The organism is Enterobacter sp. UCD-UG_FMILLET, assembly GCF_000762975.1.
GTDB classification, from domain to species: domain Bacteria; phylum Pseudomonadota; class Gammaproteobacteria; order Enterobacterales; family Enterobacteriaceae; genus Enterobacter; species Enterobacter dykesii.
Map to the genome: position 1 here is coordinate 43,963 of NZ_JRJC01000018.1, position 19,325 is coordinate 63,287.

Annotated in this window: 14 protein-coding genes and 1 pseudogene; 5 read left to right on the forward strand and 10 right to left on the reverse strand. The window is 56.7% G+C overall.

Annotation, left to right across the window (positions count from 1 at the left end; all coding sequences use genetic code 11):
- Nucleotides 1-65: 65 nt before the first annotated feature.
- The 8 genes from LA04_RS09255 to lrp form a co-directional block, all read right to left on the reverse strand.
- Nucleotides 66-929 carry a dimethyl sulfoxide reductase anchor subunit family protein gene (locus LA04_RS09255; protein ID WP_047651311.1) on the reverse strand — a complete coding sequence of 288 codons (864 nt, stop codon included), beginning with the start codon at nucleotides 927-929 and terminating at the stop codon, nucleotides 66-68.
- A 1-nt stretch (nucleotide 930) separates the two neighbouring features.
- A complete protein-coding gene (locus LA04_RS09260; protein ID WP_047651312.1) occupies nucleotides 931-1,548 on the reverse strand; it encodes a DMSO/selenate family reductase complex B subunit in 618 nt (205 codons plus the stop codon).
- Between the two features lie 10 nt (nucleotides 1,549-1,558).
- Nucleotides 1,559-4,003: a dimethylsulfoxide reductase subunit A gene (gene dmsA / locus LA04_RS09265; RefSeq protein WP_047651313.1), complete on the reverse strand. Its 2,445-nt coding sequence runs from the start codon at nucleotides 4,001-4,003 to the stop codon at nucleotides 1,559-1,561.
- A 211-nt stretch (nucleotides 4,004-4,214) separates the two neighbouring features.
- Entirely contained in the window at nucleotides 4,215-5,507 is a 1,293-nt protein-coding gene (gene serS / locus LA04_RS09270) for a serine--tRNA ligase (RefSeq protein ID WP_003858266.1), read from the reverse strand.
- Nucleotides 5,508-5,599: 92 nt separating this feature from the next.
- The gene (gene rarA, locus LA04_RS09275; RefSeq protein WP_047651314.1) at nucleotides 5,600-6,943 is read right to left on the reverse strand and encodes a replication-associated recombination protein RarA; all 1,344 of its coding nucleotides are present in this window, start codon (nucleotides 6,941-6,943) and stop codon (nucleotides 5,600-5,602) included.
- 9 nt (nucleotides 6,944-6,952) lie between these two features.
- Nucleotides 6,953-7,567, reverse strand: coding sequence for an outer membrane lipoprotein chaperone LolA (lolA, locus tag LA04_RS09280; RefSeq protein ID WP_028019257.1), 615 nt, complete (start codon nucleotides 7,565-7,567; stop codon nucleotides 6,953-6,955).
- Nucleotides 7,568-7,695: 128 nt separating this feature from the next.
- On the reverse strand, nucleotides 7,696-11,397 hold the full coding sequence (locus LA04_RS09285) for a DNA translocase FtsK 4TM domain-containing protein (protein WP_047651315.1): 3,702 nt from the start codon (nucleotides 11,395-11,397) through the stop codon (nucleotides 7,696-7,698).
- 135 nt (nucleotides 11,398-11,532) lie between these two features.
- Nucleotides 11,533-12,027 carry a leucine-responsive transcriptional regulator Lrp gene (gene lrp, locus LA04_RS09290; protein ID WP_000228469.1) on the reverse strand — a complete coding sequence of 165 codons (495 nt, stop codon included), beginning with the start codon at nucleotides 12,025-12,027 and terminating at the stop codon, nucleotides 11,533-11,535.
- A gap of 545 nt (nucleotides 12,028-12,572) precedes the next feature.
- On the opposite strand from lrp, the gene trxB reads away from it, so the two are divergent.
- The 5 genes from trxB (at nucleotide 12,573) to infA (ending at nucleotide 18,396) form a co-directional block, all read left to right on the forward strand.
- Nucleotides 12,573-13,541 (forward strand): thioredoxin-disulfide reductase, encoded by a 969-nt coding sequence (trxB, locus tag LA04_RS09295; protein ID WP_023616696.1) that lies wholly within the window; start codon nucleotides 12,573-12,575, stop codon nucleotides 13,539-13,541.
- A 114-nt stretch (nucleotides 13,542-13,655) separates the two neighbouring features.
- A complete protein-coding gene (cydD, locus tag LA04_RS09300; RefSeq protein WP_047651316.1) occupies nucleotides 13,656-15,422 on the forward strand; it encodes a heme ABC transporter permease/ATP-binding protein CydD in 1,767 nt (588 codons plus the stop codon).
- Nucleotides 15,422-17,143, forward strand: coding sequence for a heme ABC transporter ATP-binding protein/permease CydC (cydC, locus tag LA04_RS09305; RefSeq protein ID WP_047651317.1), 1,722 nt, complete (start codon nucleotides 15,422-15,424; stop codon nucleotides 17,141-17,143). The genes cydD and cydC overlap by 1 nt, the downstream gene beginning before the upstream one ends.
- Before the next feature lie 45 nt (nucleotides 17,144-17,188).
- On the forward strand, nucleotides 17,189-17,893 hold the full coding sequence (gene aat / locus LA04_RS09310; RefSeq protein ID WP_047651318.1) for a leucyl/phenylalanyl-tRNA--protein transferase: 705 nt from the start codon (nucleotides 17,189-17,191) through the stop codon (nucleotides 17,891-17,893).
- A gap of 284 nt (nucleotides 17,894-18,177) precedes the next feature.
- Nucleotides 18,178-18,396, forward strand: coding sequence for a translation initiation factor IF-1 (infA, locus tag LA04_RS09315; RefSeq protein WP_002211347.1), 219 nt, complete (start codon nucleotides 18,178-18,180; stop codon nucleotides 18,394-18,396).
- 71 nt (nucleotides 18,397-18,467) lie between these two features.
- On the opposite strand, the gene LA04_RS09320 is transcribed toward infA, so the two are convergent.
- Both LA04_RS09320 and LA04_RS24370 read right to left on the reverse strand, forming a co-directional pair.
- Nucleotides 18,468-18,917, reverse strand: a complete 450-nt coding sequence (locus LA04_RS09320; protein WP_047651319.1) for a hypothetical protein — start codon at nucleotides 18,915-18,917, stop codon at nucleotides 18,468-18,470.
- 243 nt (nucleotides 18,918-19,160) lie between these two features.
- A pseudogene (locus LA04_RS24370) lies at nucleotides 19,161-19,325 on the reverse strand (IS481 family transposase); the annotation flags it as partial.

A 19,325-nucleotide genomic window follows, 5' to 3' on the forward strand; every position in this document is an offset into this window, starting at 1 on the left:
ATTTCATGATCGAAAAAGAAAAAAGCCGGGCACTATGGCCCGGCTTGATATAACCAAATGCAACGTTAGCTGGCGACAGCCATACCAACGGTCATATGCAACCCGTAGAACACGCCGCGGCCAATCAGTTCACCCGCCAGGACCAGCACAAAGGCCAGTGACAGCAGCGGCAGCGCGGGCTGATAACCTTTGAGCTGAGGAGCAATCCAGAATACCAGCGCAGCGACCAGCAGAACGATACGCCAGGCCATCAGCGCACCGTAGTCCGGCACCAGGGCAGAAGCCTGCTGGATAGAGCTGTGAATGGTTGCCAGTTCAGAACCCTGCATCAGGGCGACCATCGCACTCACTACCAGCGCCAGAAGCGAAACAGCGGGCAGTAAACGCATTGCCCACCCGTCTACGCACGCCACGCGCAGCAGCAGGTAGCCCAGCAGCGGCCCGCCGATAAACATAGTCAGGAAGAAGCTCATTGGCGTCCAGACGCTGTACCAGGTGGGCACGGTATCGATGGTGTTATAGACGCGCACCATCATCCACACGAACACCACGCCCAGCACCATGGTCACGATTAACCACAGGCTGCGCAGACCCGCTGGCAATTTCTTCAAAGCGGCCAGCAGCCAGCCCAGACCACCGACGGCAAAGAAAATTGCCCCGCTGGCAATCTCGTTACTGAGGGATGAGGCCCCCACGCGGTTCAGAGAGTTAAACGCGCGCATCGGCGAACCCAGGTGTAGCGTAGAGGCGATAAAGCCAATCCCCATAAGCACCCACAGGCCAAACATGCTCAACACTAAACGCTGCTGCTGTTCGGCATTGAGGTTCCCTTTCAACAACGCCAGCGCGAGCACAATGAAGCCGCCCGCCACGCACTGACCAAAGACCGTGAAGATCATCAGCGGCCATTCATGCCATCCACTTCCCATCTCACACCTCCTTCGGGTTTGCCAGGTAGCCGGTGGTGTCACCAGTAGGACGGCTGTTGGCGTTAGGTTTAATCACAATGCTCGGCTTCGTGAAGTGCGCAGACGGCAGCGGTGCCACGGCGGCAAGCTGACCGTGTTTTTGACGCAACTCTTCAACAGGGCCGAAGTCCAGCGCGCGCAGCGGGCAGGACTCGACGCAGATCGGCTTTTTGCCATCCGCTACGCGGGTGTGGCAACCGTCGCATTTGGTCATGTGGCCTTTAGCGGGATTGTACTGCGGTGCGCCGTACGGACAGGCCATATGGCAGTAGCGACAGCCTATGCAAACATCTTCGTCCACTACCACAAAGCCGTCTTCACGCTTGTGCATCGCCCCGCTCGGGCAGACCTTGGTGCAGGCCGGATCTTCACAGTGGTTGCAGGCAATCGACAGGTAATAGGCAAAGACGTTCTGATGCCAGACGCCGTTATCTTCCTGCCAGTCGCCCCCCGCGTATTCGTAGATGCGGCGGAAGCTGACGTCAGGAGTCAGGTCTTTGTAATCTTTACAGGCCAGCTCGCAGGTTTTGCACCCGGTGCAACGGCTGGAATCGATAAAAAATCCATACTGGGTTGTCATCGGCTACTCCTTAAACCTTTTCAACCTGGACAAGGTTTGTGTGGGATGGGTTGCCCTTCGCCAGTGGCGACGGACGCTGCGTGGTCAGTACGTTAATACTGCCCGCCTGGTCAATGCGGTTGGCATCAGGGCTGTACCAGGCCCCTTCCCCCAGCGCCACTACGCCTGGCATCATGCGCGGCGTCACTTTGGCTTCGATGTGCACCTCGCCGCGACCGTTGAAGATACGCACGCGATCGCCATTGCTGATGCCGCGCGCTTTGGCATCCATCGGGTTGATCCACATCTCCTGACGGCAGGCGGCTTTCAGTACGTCGACGTTACCGTAGGTGGAGTGCACGCGCGCTTTGTAGTGGAAACCGGTCAGCTGCAGCGGGAATTTCGCCGTCAGCGGATCGTTGTAGTTCTCAAAACCTGGCGTGTAGATCGGCAGCGGATCGATAACGTCCCCTTCCGGCAGCTCCCACGTCGACGCGATTTTTGCCAGCTCTTCGGAGTAGATTTCGATTTTGCCCGACGGCGTGGTCAGCGGGTTTGCCTGCGGATCTTCACGGAACGCTTTGTACGCCACGTGGTGCCCTTCCGGATCGCGCTGTTTGTACATCCCCTGCTTGCGGAAGGTATCAAAATCCGGCAGGTCAGGAATGGCCTTACGGGAGAGTTCATGCAGATGGCGCATCCACCCTTCCTGAGTGCGCCCCTCGGTAAACTGCTGCTCAACGCCAAGACGTTTCGCCAGCTCGGAGGTCATCTCATAGATGGTTTTGCACTCGAAGCGCGGTTTAATCGCCTGGTCGGTAAAAATCACGTAGGACATGTTGCCGCAGGAGGCGTCCAGCGCGAAATCCATCTGCTCAGAGGCGGTGCAGTCCGGCAGCAGGATATCGGCATATTTTGCCGAGGAGGTCATGTGGCAGTCGATCACCACAATCATCTCGCACTTCTTGTCATCCTGCAGGATCTCGTGGGTGCGGTTGATTTCTGAATGCTGGTTGATGAGGCAGTTACCGGCATAGTTCCAGATCATCTTGATCGGCACGTCCAGCTTGTCCTTGCCGCGCACGCCGTCGCGCAGGGCGGTCATTTCCGGGCCGCGTTCAATCGCATCGGTCCACATAAACATGGAGATGCTGGTCTGAACCGGGTTATCCAGCGTCGGCATACGTTCGAACGGCACTTCATACGAGCCTTCACGCGCGCCGGTGTTACCGCCGTGGATGCCGACGTTGCCGGTCAGAATGGAGAGCATGGAGATGGCGCGGGTCGCGATTTCGCCGTTCGCATGACGCTGCGGACCCCAACCCTGGCTGATGTAGGCCGGTTTGGCCGAGCCAATCTCACGCGCCAGCTGAACGATACGCTCGGCCGGAATACCGGTGATGGTGGATGCCCACTGCGGCGTTTTCGCCACGCCGTCATTGCCCTGCCCGAGAATATACGCCTTGTAGTGACCATTAGCAGGCGCGCTGGCCGGCAGGGTTTTCTCGTCATAGCCGACGCAGTATTTATCCAGGAAAGGCTGATCGACGAGGTTTTCTGTGATCATTACCCACGCAAGCGCGGAGACCAGCGCTGCATCGGTACCTGGACGGATGGGGATCCACTCGTCTTCACGTCCGGCACCGGTGTCGGTATAGCGCGGATCGATGATGATCATGCGGGCGTTAGATTTGGCGCGGGCCTGTTCGAGGTAATAAGTTACCCCACCGCCGCTCATGCGGGTTTCACCCGGGTTGTTACCGAACAGCACGACCAGCTTACTGTTTTCAATATCGGACGGGCTGTTGCCGTCAGCCCAGCCGCCGTAGGTGTAGTTCAGTCCTGCTGCGATCTGCGCAGAGGAATAGTCGCCATAGTGATTGAGATAACCGCCGCAGCAGTTCATCAGGCGTGCCACCAGCGTTTTACCCGGTGGCCAGGAGCGGGTCAGCGTGCCGCCAAGCGTCCCGGTACCGTAGTTCAGGTAGATGGATTCGTTGCCGTACTCTTTAATCAAACGCTGCATGTTGGTGGCAATGATGTCGTAGGCTTCATCCCAGCTAATTCGCTCGAACTTCCCTTCCCCACGCTTACCGACGCGCTTCATCGGATATTTCAGGCGGTCCGGATTATACACGCGACGACGCATGGAGCGACCACGCAGGCAGGCACGGACCTGATGTAACCCTTCGTAGTTATCGTCCCCGGTATTGTCGGTTTCAACATATTTAATTTCGCCATCCACCACATGCATACGCAGCGGACAACGGCTACCGCAGTTAACGGTACAGGCACTCCACACCACTTTTTCCGGAGCTGAGGCTGGGGATAATGCATCCGCCGCTGAGGCCAGTCGGGTAAAAGGGAGCGTGAAAGCGCTGCTGGCTACGGCCAGGCCGCCTATTGCCGTGGTTTTCATCAACCCACGGCGAGTGACCTCGGCAGCCATTAATGCTTCAGGCGCGTTGATTTTCATAGAGACTCACTTTGGTTGCTCACAAAGAAAAGAGAGGCGGCGCAAACCGCTATGTAGTTTTATATATAACGATTTTTTTCGTTATCAGATTTTTATTCTGACTTTCATTCGGAGGAGTATTACTACTTTAGAGGGAAGGGTTATTGCGTCGTATCAAATCAAAGGCATAAAAAAAGCGCCCTGAGGCGCTTTTTTGTTGTGAGGCAAAGAATTAGCCGATGAACTGCTGGCCCTTCATGTAGGGACGCAGCACTTCAGGGATCTCAATACGTCCGTCTGCCTGCTGGTAGTTTTCCAGCACGGCAACCAGCGTACGACCCACAGCCAGACCAGACCCGTTCAGGGTATGCACCAGACGGGTTTTCTTGTCGGACTTGCTGCGGCAGCGAGCCTGCATGCGGCGCGCCTGGAAATCCCAGACGTTAGAGCAAGAGGAGATCTCGCGGTAAGTGTTCTGCGCAGGCACCCACACTTCCAGGTCGAAGGTTTTGCAGGCGCCAAAGCCCATATCACCGGTGCACAGGGCCATACGACGGTACGGCAGACCCAGCAGCTCCAGCACTTTCTCCGCGTGGCCGGTCATCTCTTCCAGCGCGTCCATGGACTCTTCAGGACGAACGATCTGCACCATCTCAACCTTGTCGAACTGGTGCATACGGATCAGACCGCGCGTGTCGCGACCGTAAGAACCGGCTTCAGAACGGAAGCACGGAGAGTGTGCCGTCAGCTTAATTGGCAGGTCGTCTTCATCGATGATCTCATCACGCACGAGGTTAGTCAGCGGCACTTCCGCGGTTGGGATCAGCGCGTAGTTGCTGCTGTCTGCTTCCTCGTCCAGCGGACGGGTATGGAACAGGTCGCCGGCAAATTTCGGCAGCTGGCCCGTACCGTACAGCGTATCGTGGTTGACCAGATACGGCACGTAGGTTTCGCTGTAGCCATGCTGCTCGGTGTGCAGATCCAGCATGAACTGCGCCAGCGCACGGTGCAGATGGGCAATCTGGCCTTTCATCACCACAAAACGGGAGCCGGTCAGCTTAACCGCAGCCGCAAAGTCCAGGCCCGCGTGCATTTCGCCCAGCGTCACGTGATCGCGCACTTCGAAGTCAAACTCACGAGGCGTACCCCAGCGTTTCACTTCAACGTTGTCGTTTTCATCTTTGCCAACAGGCACGCTGTCGTCAGGAATATTCGGGATAGCCAGGGCAATATCACGAATCTCGGCCTGAAGAACATCAAGCTCCGCTTTCGCCTGATCCAGTTCTTCACCCAGCTTGTTCACTTCCAGGCGTAATGGCTCAATATCTTCCCCGCGCGCTTTCGCCTGGCCGATGGATTTCGATCGAGAGTTACGCTCTGCCTGCAGATTCTCAGTTTGTACCTGCAGAACTTTACGACGCTCTTCAAGAGCGCGCAGCTTATCTACATCCAGCTTAAAGCCCCGGCGTGCCAGTTTTTCAGCGACTGCGTCTGGCTCATTACGCAGCAGATTGGGATCGAGCATGCTTATCCTGTGCTTATCGAATTAAAATAGGAAAATGTGGCCACAGCCTGCGGCCACAAGGATACATTGCCAACATTACCGCAACGATTGAACTAACGGTAGCGTTTTATAGGGCTATTTTGATCCTGTCCGGCGAGCCAGGTGAGCTTTTCACCAATCTTGCCTTCAAGACCTCTGTTTGTGGGGTGATAATAGCGCGTTTGTGCCATCTCCTGCGGGAAATATTCCTCCCCGGCGGCGTAGGCATTGGGTTCGTCGTGAGCGTAACGATACTCCTGCCCATAGCCCATCTCTTTCATCAGTTTGGTCGGCGCGTTTCGCAGGTGAACCGGCACGTCGTAGTCCGGACGTTCGCGCGCGTCGGACATCGCCGCTTTGAACGCGGTATAAACCGCATTGCTTTTCGGCGCACAGGCCAGATAGACAATCGCCTGCGCAATGGCGCGCTCGCCTTCCGCAGGTCCAACGCGGGTGAAGCAGTCCCAGGCCGAGAGCGCAACCTGCATAGCGCGAGGATCGGCATTACCGACATCTTCTGACGCAATCGCCAGACAGCGACGCGCGACATATAAAGGATCGCCGCCCGCAGTGATAATGCGCGCGTACCAGTAAAGCGCCGCATCCGGCGCGCTGCCGCGCACGGACTTATGCAGCGCCGAGATCAGGTCGTAAAAACGGTCGCCTTTATTATCGAACCGCGCGCTACGCTCCCCGGCAATTTCGGTGAGCAGTTCCGGCTTCAGCACACGCTTCCCGGCATCGTCGACTTCGGCCATATCGGCCATCATTTCCAGCGTGTTCAGCGCCCGACGCGCATCGCCGTTAACCAGTTCGGCAATCGCACGACGCGTGTCGTCAGGCAGAACGATATCCTGCCCGCCGTAGCCGCGCGCTTTGTCCTCCATCGCCTGAGTGAGAACCTTTTCGATATCCTCAGTGGTCAGGGATTTAAGCAGGTAGACGCGGGCGCGGGAAAGCAATGCTGAGTTGAGTTCAAACGACGGGTTTTCGGTGGTCGCACCGATGAAGAAGATCGTGCCGTCTTCAATGTGCGGCAGGAAGGCATCCTGCTGGCTTTTGTTGAAGCGGTGGACTTCGTCCACGAAGAGGATGGTGCGCCGTCCGGCATTGCGGTTCTGCCGCGCACGCTCGATCGCCTCACGGATCTCTTTCACGCCGGAGGTGACCGCCGAGATACGTTCAACGTCCGCATTGGCATAGCGGGCGATAACTTCTGCAAGCGTGGTCTTTCCGGTGCCAGGGGGGCCCCAGAGGATCATGGAGTGAAGATGCCCGGCCTCAATGGCGCGCCGCAATGGCTTACCGGCAGCCAGCAGATGTTGCTGGCCGATGTACTGCGCTAAATTTTCTGGCCGCATACGGGCGGCCAGAGGTTGAAACGCGTTATCTGAAAAATCGAGCGACAGATTGCCCACTCACGCCTCTTACTTATTGCGTTGGTCGTCCACCGTTACGCCCTTCGGCGGGGTAAAGGTGAATTTCGATGCATCAACGGCGCCGTTCTGCTGAGACTTGAGCTGGTAGCTGCTGCGCTGATCGTCCTGCTCAACCGCGCCGAACTGATTAATGGTACCGTTGGTGCTTACGTTAATGGTGAACTGCTTCAGGTTGCCGTTGCTGCCTTTCGGCGTCAGGACAAACTCGTCACCCGTCTGTTTAATATTGTACTGCTGCCAGTCGCTGGACTGGTTACGGGCAATCAGCATAAACGGCGTATTGCTGGTGGCATCTTTCAGCCAGGTGGCCGTTGCCTGCTCAACGAACGGGTTGAAGAACCATAAGGTTTTGCCGTCAGACACCAGGATACTCTCATCCGGCTGGGTCATATGCCAGTTGAACAGATTTGGGCGTTTTACCCACAAATCTCCCTGGCCTTCCTGTACCGCGTTGCCGCTGCCGTCCGTCACTTTTTGCGTGAAGCTGGCGTGGAAGCTGCTTACTTTATCCAGTCGGCTTTTAAGGTCGCTGGCCGCATCAGCCCAGACGCTGCTGGCGACAAAACTGGTGAGTAATGCACAAGCGATGGCGATTTTTTTCATTGTTATTCCTTAAAATACGTCTTCCCGATATGGGGTTTCCGTCTTCTATTCTGGACCTGCCCGAAGGCAGGCGACAGAAGAAAATGCTTAATTTTGGCTGATTTACCCTTCTTTGCAATCGCTGAAGGTTAATCAAACGGCGGCGGCGCCAGCACCTCGCGGTTACCGTTATGGCCCTGCTCGCTCACAATGCCCTGCGCTTCCATCTGCTCGATGATGCGCGCTGCGCGGTTATAGCCAATTCGGAACTGACGCTGCACGCCTGAGATGGACGCTTTGCGTTTTTCGGTAACGAAGTTAACCGCCTGATCGAATAACGGATCCAGCTCTTCGCCGCCGTCGAAGCCACCGCCGCCGCCTTCGCTTTCCGTATCGCTGGTGATGCCGTCAACATATTGCGGACGACCGCGCGCTTTCCAGTCCTGCACGACGGCGTGTACTTCCTCATCGCGGACGAACGCACCGTGGACACGCACCGGAGAGGTGGAGTTCGGGCCTGAATAGAGCATATCACCCATACCCAGCAGCGACTCTGCGCCGCCCTGATCAAGAATGGTACGGGAGTCAATTTTACTTGATACGGTAAAGGCGATACGCGTCGGGATGTTCGCTTTGATAAGACCAGTGATAACGTCCACGGAAGGACGCTGGGTCGCCAGCACAAGGTGAATACCGGCCGCACGCGCTTTCTGCGCCAGACGGGCAATCAGCTCTTCTACTTTCTTACCAACGGTCATCATCAGGTCAGCGAATTCATCGACCAGCACGACGATATAAGGCAGTTTTTCCAGCACCGGATGCTGGGCATCCATGCTGTCACCCGGCTTCCAGTACGGATCCGGGATCGGACGCCCCATGCGCATCGCCTGGGCGATTTTCTCGTTATAACCGGCCAGGTTACGCACGCCTAACGCAGACATCAGCTTGTAGCGGCGTTCCATCTCATTGACGCTCCAGCGCAGAGCGTTGGCGGCGTCCTTCATATCGGTGACCACTTCGGTCAGCAGATGCGGGATGCCTTCGTAGACCGAAAGTTCGAGCATTTTCGGGTCGATCATGATGAAACGCACATCTTCCGGCTGCGCTTTATAGAGCATGCTGAGGATCATGGCGTTCACACCGACAGACTTACCGGAACCGGTAGTACCCGCGACCAGCAGGTGAGGCATTTTGGCAAGATCCGCAACGACCGGATCGCCAGCGATATCTTTCCCCAGCACCACGGTCAGCGGAGAGGGGTTATCGCGGAATTTAGTGTTATCCAGCACTTCGCGCAGGTAGACGGTCTGACGTTTCTTGTTCGGCAGCTCAAGGCCAACGTACGGTTTGCCCGGTATTACTTCCACCACACGTACCGCAACGGTCGACAGAGAACGCGCCAGATCGCGGGACAGGTTGGAAATACGCGCCGCTTTAACGCCAGGCGCCAGGTTCAGTTCAAAACGTGTGATCACAGGACCTGGCGAGTAGTTCACCACGTCCGCCTTGATGCGGAAGTCAGCCAGACGGGCTTCCACCAGACGCGCCATCTGCTCCAGCGCGAAGGTATCGACCGGTTCCACTTCTGACGGCGGCGGCGTTAACAGATCCAGAGACGGCAGCGGCGTGCTTGGACGCTGCAGCGGACGGCTGTCACCGTTACGCATCAGCAGCGGGTGAATCAGACTTTCCTGCGGCTGAGGCGCAGGCTGCTGGAACTGCGGCGGCTGTGGTGTCTGCTGAACAGATTGATGCGGCTGCGCATACGGCTGCTGAACAGGTTGTTGCGGCTGCGAGTAGGGCTGTGGTGCTGGCTGCTGGCGCACAGGCTCTGCTTCCGGCATCACGCTTGGGGTAAATAAAGGCTCGCTCGGGCCATCATCCACCAGATCTTTCATCGGTGAGAATTCAAAATCAGACAGCGAGAACGGATTTGCACCAGCCGGTTGTTCACCGGAATAGCGCTGCTGCTGGGTGGCGGCAAACTGGCGCGCTAATTCGGCTTCAGCCGCGTCCTCTTCGTCTTCCAGCACCGGTTCATCGTGCTGATATTCTTCACCGTAGCGTTGATTCTGCTGCGCGGCGAACTGACGGGCCAGCTCGTCCTGCTGCATTTCATCGGCATCATCTTCGTACTCAGGCTCGCGCGCTTTCTCTTCCGCCATACGCTGGGAAGGCAGCTTGATACCATAAGAGGCAAGCTCACGGCGGGTTGGAACGCGAACGCGGTTAGGGCGAGGCAGTTGCGGACCAATCCCCTCTTTCACCTGAGGACGTGGCGCGCCTCCTGTTGCCAGGCTAAAAACAGGTGCAGCCACGGCAGCAGCCGCGGTAGCCTGCTTCACGCTTTCTGCTACGGGTGCAACAGCAGGCGTCGGGTCGACCGGTGGAACAGAAACAGAAGGCGCTTTCGTCACTGGCTCCTGCACGGGTTCAGGCACAGGCTGGTACCAGGCCGCCAGCTGTTCACGTTCACGCGCACGACGCTCTTCGACTTCTTCAAAATAGTACATTGGTGGACGAGGGGGTTTTACCTCCTCCACGATTTCAGGTTCAGGCTGCGGCTCTACATAAGGCTGCACAGGTTCAACCGGTTCAGGCACATACTCCTGATAAGGTTGGGCCACAGGCTGTTCATAGTGCGGATAATCTTGCGGTTCATACGCAGGCTGCGGCGGCTGATATGGCTGCTGCCATTGTTCCTGCTGCACAGGGATGTAGCTTTCAGGTTCAGGCGCGATAACCGGCTCCGGCGTGTGAACGCCTGGCGCAGTCTGCCAGTCAACCTGAGGCTGCTGAATAACGGATTCCGGCGGCGAAACCGGCGCGGATGGCGTCACGGCGTCGACAGGCGCGGCATACGCCTGCGCAGCAGTCGTCGCGGCTGCGGCGGCTGCAACCGGCTCGGTAACCGAATGGCCGTTTAACAGCGGATCGTATTCGTCGAAGTCACCCGGCGTGGCACGGCTGCCGGAGAAGAGCACATCGTCAGGATCGACGGCGACACCTGCAGCGCGATACGCCACCTGCTCGTCTTCATCCATGCGTTTACCGGAGAAGAGCGCCGCATCGGTTTTACGACCCAGCGGGTTGGCAAATTTCTCAGCAACACGCTGGCGACGTGCCAGCGCGCCGCGCAGAATACGCGCACGACGAGACTCACGACGCTGCACAGGCGCGTCGTCTTCCTCTTCATCTTCGTACTCGTCTTCATCAACCCACGTATCGTCACGGCGGGTACGGTTGCTGGCGAAGGTCAAAATGGTGAGGATAAAACTGCCAATTTTCTCGGCAATGCTCACCCAGGACCAGCCGGTAAACAGCGTCAGCCCGGCCGCCCAGATGCAGAGCAGCGCCAGCGTGCCGCCGCTGCTGTGCAGCATCGGCTGCAGCGCAGAACTGAGTAAGCTGCCGATCACCCCGCCAGATGCGAAATACCAGATATCATCCGCATTTATCGCCGCCAGCCCGCACGAGGTGAGGATCAGCGCCAGCGCGCCAATCAGGCGCAGCGACACGGCAAAATAGTCGATGTAATCATCGTTCTGACGATGACGCCACGCAAACCAGCATCCGCCAATAATAATGACGGGAAGGGTGTAGGCCATCACACCGAAAATGAAGAACAGCGTGTCCGCAAGCCAGGCACCGGGGACACCGCCTAAATTATGGATAGGCTCATGCCATGCAGTTTGTGACCAGCTGGGATCTGAGGGGTTGAAACTGAGTAAGGCTGCCATCAGCCAGACGGCGAAAAGGGCAATAACAATCAGCAAAGCCTCGAGGAGACGACGTCCGCTGCTTAGCTTCGATAGTGTGACTTCTTTGTCTTCAGTGTATTCCTGGCTCAAAAAAGGCTCTCCAGGTATCAGGCATATCCTGCCTTTTTGCTAAAACGGACAACAGCGCCGGGACTCCCCGGCACTGTTGCTGTATGGATTAACAGGAGTGTAATCAAACTACGCTGATTTTGCACCTGTTCCGTGTTAGCGCGTCTTAATAACCAGACGATTGCTCTGTTTGACCTCTTCCATCACCACATAAGTACGGGTGTCGTTCACGCCTGGCAGACGCAGCAGGGTTTCACCCAGCAGCTTACGGTAGGCGGACATATCAGGCACACGGGTTTTCAACAGGTAGTCGAAATCACCGGACACCAGGTGACACTCTTGAATTTCTTCAAGTTTTTGTACAGCGGCGTTAAATTGCTCAAACACATCCGGCGCACCACGATTCAGAGTAATCTCAACAAATACCAGAAGTGAGGCATCCAGATAATGCGGGTTCAGCAGAGCTGTATAGCCCTGAATGAAACCCTGTCTTTCCAGTCGGCGCACACGCTCAAGGCACGGCGTCGGGGAAAGTCCCACACGTTTTGAAAGCTCGACGTTGGAAATACGCCCATCCTTTTGCAATTCATTAAGAATGTTACGATCGATACGGTCGAGATCTTTGCCAGGGCGCTTCTTGCTATCTACCATTATTATTGTCTCTCTGTATTCCTTCCCTACTCCTGCCTGGACCCTGTGCACATCACTGTTCAGAGCCTGTACCCGTTAGTCATCACATCGCCTGATTATGTATTAGACGCGATGCGGATTCGGGTTCTGTTGGTAAGAAGACCGTTGCCCGAAGGCAGTCACCGACATCACGTATGGCGTCTGTCCACGCCATGCGTAGATTTCACTGACCCGGTAAAAATGGCATTTACGTGCATGCCTATGCGGCATACGGTTAACGCGGTTTTTTTTTCTTCCTTGAATGTTTTCGCAAAAGCGCAGGGGATTGTCAAAGCAAAACATCGTTTTTTAGTACAACATGCCGGATATTCATTACGGCAGGGTATTAATCCTCATTTTATTGCCTTACAAACGACCGGTTTTCAGGCGAAAGCGTGATGTTATAGTGTGCCATTCATCGTCCGTGACTATTACACAGATTGATATCAAAATTGCTGCGCTCTTTTTTTACGACAACAAATTCCCTACAATCCAGCCAAATGTCTGCCAACAATAATGGGGATCTCATGGGCACGGCCAAACACAGTAAGCTGCTAATCCTTGGTTCTGGACCTGCGGGATATACCGCAGCGGTCTATGCTGCACGCGCTAACCTGCACCCGGTACTCATCACCGGCATGGAAAAAGGCGGTCAGCTGACCACCACCACCGAAGTAGAAAACTGGCCAGGGGACCCGAACGACCTGACCGGGCCGCTGCTGATGGAACGTATGCACGAGCATGCCGCCAAATTCGAAACCGAAATTCTGTTCGACCACATCAATAAGGTCGATCTGCAGAACCGTCCTTTCCGCCTGACGGGCGACAGCGGCGAATACACCTGTGACGCGCTGATCGTTGCCACCGGCGCTTCTGCCCGTTACCTTGGTCTGCCATCCGAAGAAGCGTTCAAAGGCCGCGGCGTCTCTGCCTGCGCAACCTGTGATGGTTTCTTTTATCGCAACCAGAAAGTCGCGGTTATCGGCGGCGGCAACACCGCGGTGGAAGAAGCGCTGTACCTGGCGAACATTGCCTCTGAGGTGCACCTGATCCACCGTCGCGAAACCTTCCGCGCGGAGAAGATCCTGATCAAGCGTCTGATGGATAAAGTGGCAAGCGGCAACATCGTGCTGCACACCAACCGTACCCTGGAAGAAGTGACGGGCGACCAGATGGGCGTTGCCGGCCTGCGTATCCGTGATACCCAGAACACCGATAACGTCGAAACGCTTGAAGTGGCGGGTCTGTTTGTGGCGATCGGCCACAGCCCGAACACCGCGATCTTCGACGGTCAGCTGGAGCTGGAAAACGGCTACATCAAAGTGCAGTCCGGCATTCACGGTAATGCGACCCAGACCAGCATCCCGGGCGTGTTCGCGGCTGGCGACGTGATGGACCATATTTATCGTCAGGCGATTACTTCTGCGGGTACCGGTTGTATGGCCGCGCTGGACGCTGAACGCTACCTTGATGGACTGGCTGAACAAGGTAAATAATCTTTACAAGTCAGTAACAAACGTAAATAAAGGCGGCGATAAGTCGCCTTTATTGTCTCCCCGTTGTAACATTGCGCTGCCCAACTTCTAATAACGTCACCTGCAAAGTACGCAATGGAAAAAACCCGTCAACAAGAGTTAACACGCTGGCTGAAACAGCAAAGCGTTATTTCCCGCCGCTGGCTTACGATTTCCCGTCTCCTGGGGTTCGTTAGCGGCCTGTTGATTGTTGCCCAGGCATGGCTGCTGGCCCGCATTCTTAATCATATGATCATGGAGAACATCCCGCGCGAAGCGCTGTTGCTGCCCTTTATTGTCCTGATCCTGATTTTTATCCTGCGCGCCTGGGTGGTGTGGCTGCGTGAGCGCGTCGGTTTTCACGCCGGACAGCATATCCGCTACGAGATCCGCCGTCAGGTGCTGGATCGCCTTCAGGAAGCCGGGCCCGCGTGGATCCAGGGTAAACCGGCCGGTAGCTGGGCGACGCTGATCCTTGAGCAGATTGACGATATGCACGACTACTATGCGCGCTATCTGCCGCAAATGGCCCTTGCCGTCTTCGTTCCGCTGCTGATCGTGATCGCCATCTTCCCGGTGAACTGGATGGCTGCGCTGATTCTGATGGGCACCGCCCCGCTGATCCCGCTGTTTATGGCGCTGGTCGGCATGGGTGCAGCGGATGCCAACCGCCGTAACTTCCTGGCTCTTGGTCGCCTGAGCGGCCATTTCCTCGATCGTCTTCGCGGCATGGAGACGTTACGCATTTTTGGCCGCGGTGAAGCAGAAACCGAAAACATTCGCCAGGCATCACAGGACTTCCGTCAGCGCACCATGGAAGTGTTACGCCTCGCCTTCTTGTCTTCAGGCGTACTGGAATTCTTTACCTCACTGTCGATTGCCCTCGTGGCGGTCTACTTCGGCTTCTCCTATCTTGGCGCGCTGGATTTCGGCCATTACGGCACGGCGGTGACCCTTTCTGCCGGCTTCCTGGCGCTGATCCTGGCCCCGGAGTTTTTCCAGCCGCTTCGCGATCTGGGAACCTTCTATCACGCCAAAGCGCAGGCGGTTGGCGCAGCCGATAGCCTGAAAACGTTCCTTGAAACGCCGCTGGCCCACCCGGAGCGCGGTGACGTAACGCTGAATGCGAAAGATCCGGTGTCCATTGAAGCGCAGGACTTTTCCATTCTGTCGCCCGAAGGCAAAGTGCTCGCCGGTCCGCTGAACTTTACCTTACCTGCGGGACAACGCGTGGTGCTCGTCGGCACCAGCGGTTCCGGGAAAAGCTCTCTGCTGAATGCGCTATCCGGCTTTATGGCCTACACGGGTTCACTTCGGATCAACAAAACCGAACTGCGCAACCTCGATCCAGACGCCTGGCGTAAACAGCTCAGCTGGGTGGGCCAGAACCCGCAGCTTCCCGCCGCTACGCTGCGTGAAAACGTCCTGCTGGCGCGCCCGGATGCGCGTAACGATGAACTGCAATCGGTGCTCGACCGCGCCTGGGTCAGCGAGTTTCTGCCGCTGCTCCCGCAGGGGGTAGATACCGTGGTCGGCGATCAGTCCACCGGGCTGTCGGTCGGACAGGCGCAGCGCGTAGCCGTGGCACGCGCGCTGCTTAACCCATGCCAGCTGATGCTACTGGATGAGCCTGCCGCCAGCCTGGATGCCCACAGCGAACAGCGCGTAATGGAGGCCCTGAACGCCGCCTCCCGGCAGCAAACCACCCTGATGGTCACCCACCAGCTGGAAGGGATTGCCGACTGGGACCAGATCTGGGTCATGGAGAACGGCCGTATTGTTGAGCAAGGCGATTACGCATCTCTCGTTGCCGCGCAGGGACCGTTTGCCGCCCTGCTGGCGAACCGTCAGGAGGATATCTGATGCGTGCTTTGCTGCCTTATCTTGCGCTCTATAAACGTCACAAATGGATGCTGACGCTGGGGATTGTGCTGGCGATTGTCACGCTGCTCGCCAGCATTGGCCTGCTCACGCTTTCCGGCTGGTTCCTGTCAGCTTCGGCCGTCGCGGGCTTTGCCGGTTTATACAGCTTCAACTATATGCTCCCGGCTGCCGGCGTTCGCGGTACCGCCATCACCCGTACAGCCGGACGCTATTTCGAACGTCTTGTCAGCCACGACGCTACTTTCCGCGTGCTGCAGCACCTGCGCATCTACACCTTCAGCAAACTGCTGCCCCTCTCCCCTGCCGGGCTGGCGCGTTTTCGTCAGGGTGAGTTACTTAACCGTGTCGTTGCGGATGTCGACACGCTGGATCACCTGTACCTGCGCGTGATTTCCCCGATCGTGGGCGCGTTTGTGGTGATTGTGGTGGTCACGCTGGGGCTGTCTTTTCTGGATGTTTCCGTTGCGCTGACGCTGGGCGGGATCATGCTGCTGACGCTCATCATTCTGCCACCGCTGTTTTACCGCGCCGGGAAATCCACCGGGGAAAACCTGACGCGCCTGCGCGGAGACTACCGCCAGCAGCTGACCTCCTGGCTTCAGGGGCAGGCAGAGCTGACGATTTTTGGCGCCAGCAAGCGCTATCGCGCGCGGATGGAAAGTACGGAGCTGAACTGGCATGAGGCCCAGCGCCGCCAGTCGGAGCTGACGGCCTTTTCTCAGGCGCTGATGATGTTAATCGGCGGCGTGGCGGTGATTGCCATGCTGTGGCTGGCCTCCGGCGATGTGGGGGGGAATTCACAGCCGGGTCCACTTATTGCCCTTTTCGTCTTCTGTGCGCTGGCGGCGTTTGAAGCGCTGGCCCCGGTGACGGGCGCCTTCCAGCATCTTGGTCAGGTGATCGCCTCTGCCCTGCGCATCACGCAGATTGCCGAACAGGAGCCTGAAGTCACGTTCAGTGCCGGGCAAACCGCGGTACCTGAGCAGGTTGCACTAACGCTTGAAGATGTCACCTTCGCCTATGACAAACAGGCGCAGAACGCGCTGGACGGTATCAACCTTTCTGTTAGTGCAGGTCAGCGGATGGCGATCCTCGGCCGTACCGGCTGCGGTAAATCGACCCTGCTGCAGTTGCTGACCCGCGCCTGGGATCCGCAGCGCGGCAAAATTCGTTTTAATAACACGTTGCTGACCGATTTCAGCGAGCAGACCCTGCGCAAGACGGTGAGCGTCGTTCCGCAGCGCGTGCATCTGTTTAGCGCCACCCTGCGCGATAACCTGCTGCTGGCCGCGCCAGAGGCCTCTGATGATGCGCTTCGCGCCACGCTGGAGCAGGTCGGACTGCAAAAGTTGCTTGAGGACGACGGGCTGAACAGCTGGCTGGGCGAAGGCGGCCGTCAGCTCTCCGGCGGTGAGCTGCGCCGCCTCGCAATCGCGCGCGCGCTGCTGCACGATGCGCCGCTGTTGCTGCTCGACGAACCCACCGAAGGGCTGGACGCCACAACCGAGAGCCAAATCCTTGATTTACTGGCGAATGTTATGACCGGCAAAACCGTGCTGATGGTCACACACCGCCTGCGCGGACTGGCGAGTTTTGATCGGATAATTGTGATGGACAACGGACACATTATTGAGCAAGGTAGTCACGCAGAGCTGTTGGCCAAACAGGGTCGCTACTACCAGTTTAAACAGCGTCTGTAGACTATATTTGTAGCGTCCTTACTCGCGTACTGGAGTTTTGCTGTCATGCGCCTGGTCCAGCTTTCTCGTCATAACATCGCGTTCCCTTCTCCGGAAGGGGCGCTGCGTGAGCCCAACGGGCTGCTGGCCCTCGGCGGTGACCTCAGTCCCGCACGGCTTTTAATGGCGTACCAGCGCGGTATCTTCCCCTGGTTTTCCCCCGGCGATCCGATTTTATGGTGGTCCCCCGATCCGCGTGCCGTGCTGTGGCCAGCGCAGTTTCACGTGAGCCGCAGCATGAAGCGTTTCCATGCGAAATCACCCTACCGCGTCACCCTCAACCACGCTTTTGGTCAGGTCATTGAAGGCTGCGCTGAAGACCGCTATGAAGGGACATGGATAACCAGCGATATCATCACTGCCTACCACCAGCTTCATGAACTTGGGTACGCCCACTCCATTGAGGTGTGGGAAGGCGGAGCACTCGTCGGCGGCATGTACGGCGTGGCGCAAGGCACGCTGTTTTGCGGCGAGTCGATGTTCTCTCGCGCGGTTAACGCCTCGAAAACCGCGCTGCTGGTCTTCTGCGAGGCGTTTGCCCAGCGCGGCGGGCGCCTGATCGATTGTCAGGTGCTCAACGAGCACACGGCCTCCCTGGGGGCTGTTGAAATCCCGCGACGCCAGTACATCGAACAACTGGATGCCAGCCGTCAGGAGAAGCTCCCGCGCGACTTCTGGATACCGAGAACGCTCTTTATGCCCAATGCCTAAATGTTTTCCGCATATTTTTTGTGAGGGTGTTATAATTATGCCGCAGAGTAGCTTCTGCCTGTTGCCCCGCCGCCGTTTGGGACCCTCGCTTCAGATAACGTCCTGACGTTTATCCTGTTGTCTCCCCTTTACGAATGCGCTTCCTGTTCGGTTGTACCGTGACGCTTGGGCAATGCGCCGAAACTGTTTTGCTGCGTTTTAATCGCGCAATTCTTTACTTAATTGATGAATTTCGGCATTATCTTGCCGGTTCAAAACTTGGTAGTGATACCCCAGAGGATTAGATGGCCAAAGAAGACAATATTGAAATGCAGGGTACCGTACTTGATACGTTGCCTAATACCATGTTTCGCGTAGAGCTGGAAAACGGTCACGTGGTAACTGCGCACATCTCCGGTAAAATGCGCAAAAACTACATCCGCATTTTGACGGGCGACAAAGTGACTGTTGAACTGACCCCGTACGACCTGAGCAAAGGCCGCATTGTCTTCCGTAGTCGCTAATTGTTTTCGCCTGTAATGGCAGATGAATATTTAAAAGGTCGGGATAATCCCGGCCTTTTTTATTTATGGCTTTAGTGTTGCTGCGTCGGAAGATGTATTGTCATCCACGGTTGTACAGGAGCGATTAAATCCCCTGCCATAGAATGAGCCATGTCGTGGAGTAATCCCGTGAGGTGCGGCAACATATCGCGGTCAAAATGCGATACCAGCAGTATGTGGTTTAACGCCCGGCAGTAGTCGCATTTCGTTTCTGTATCTTCAAGCAACCACTCTTTTTGTCGCGGCTGTTCCGCTTCGTCCTCAAATTCCACCACCTGAAAATCACGCATGGATTCTGTGAGGCCGGATTTCACCTCTTCCAGATAAGCCCCGAGGCAACGACATACGGGTTGCGTTTGTGGGAGCGAATGACAGTCGAGGAGGATTTCGGTGAGCAGTTTGCAGCGCTCGGCCAGGGTTGAAAGATCGGGGTTGAGGGAGAGTTCGGTGTAGAGTTGTGCGATGCTATTAATATCAGTCATATGTGATCCTTTATGCACGCAAGATTGTCTGTGCACATACTTTCAGGACGCCAATCCCGGCACCTGATTTTGCAGGTGCGCCGCCATTTTATTACTGTGGATTTATCCAGCAACTGACTTCGAAAGAAACTGGAAAGCGCCTCGCAAAATTCCTCTGCGACCTGATGCCCTCACCCCGGCCCTCTCCCACTGTACAGTCCGGGGACATGGTAGACAGGTGTTCGGGGACATGGTGAACACTTTTTAACATCCTTTACCCATGGTGATCGACTTTTTCTTCAGGTCGATCACCCCCACTTTCGTGCTGTACCACCACACCTCATAGCTGCCGTCTTCCTGCATTTCCTTCAGCCCGACCCGTTCTCCCCTGAACGCCTTGCCTGCGCTCAGGCTTACCCCTTTCACGCT

What these genes read in the sequence shown, in the direction of transcription:
- lrp (WP_000228469.1), bottom strand. Translation starts at nt 12,027, where the DNA reads ATGGTAGATAGCAAGAAGCGCCCTGGCAAAGATCTCGACCGTATCGAT.
- serS (WP_003858266.1), bottom strand. Translation starts at nt 5,507, where the DNA reads ATGCTCGATCCCAATCTGCTGCGTAATGAGCCAGACGCAGTCGCTGAA.
- aat (WP_047651318.1), top strand. Translation starts at nt 17,189, where the DNA reads ATGCGCCTGGTCCAGCTTTCTCGTCATAACATCGCGTTCCCTTCTCCG.
- infA (WP_002211347.1), top strand. Translation starts at nt 18,178, where the DNA reads ATGGCCAAAGAAGACAATATTGAAATGCAGGGTACCGTACTTGATACG.
- LA04_RS09260 (WP_047651312.1), bottom strand. Translation starts at nt 1,548, where the DNA reads ATGACAACCCAGTATGGATTTTTTATCGATTCCAGCCGTTGCACCGGG.
- LA04_RS09255 (WP_047651311.1), bottom strand. Translation starts at nt 929, where the DNA reads ATGGGAAGTGGATGGCATGAATGGCCGCTGATGATCTTCACGGTCTTT.
- lolA (WP_028019257.1), bottom strand. Translation starts at nt 7,567, where the DNA reads ATGAAAAAAATCGCCATCGCTTGTGCATTACTCACCAGTTTTGTCGCC.
- cydC (WP_047651317.1), top strand. Translation starts at nt 15,422, where the DNA reads ATGCGTGCTTTGCTGCCTTATCTTGCGCTCTATAAACGTCACAAATGG.
- dmsA (WP_047651313.1), bottom strand. Translation starts at nt 4,003, where the DNA reads ATGAAAATCAACGCGCCTGAAGCATTAATGGCTGCCGAGGTCACTCGC.
- cydD (WP_047651316.1), top strand. Translation starts at nt 13,656, where the DNA reads ATGGAAAAAACCCGTCAACAAGAGTTAACACGCTGGCTGAAACAGCAA.
- trxB (WP_023616696.1), top strand. Translation starts at nt 12,573, where the DNA reads ATGGGCACGGCCAAACACAGTAAGCTGCTAATCCTTGGTTCTGGACCT.
- LA04_RS09320 (WP_047651319.1), bottom strand. Translation starts at nt 18,917, where the DNA reads ATGACTGATATTAATAGCATCGCACAACTCTACACCGAACTCTCCCTC.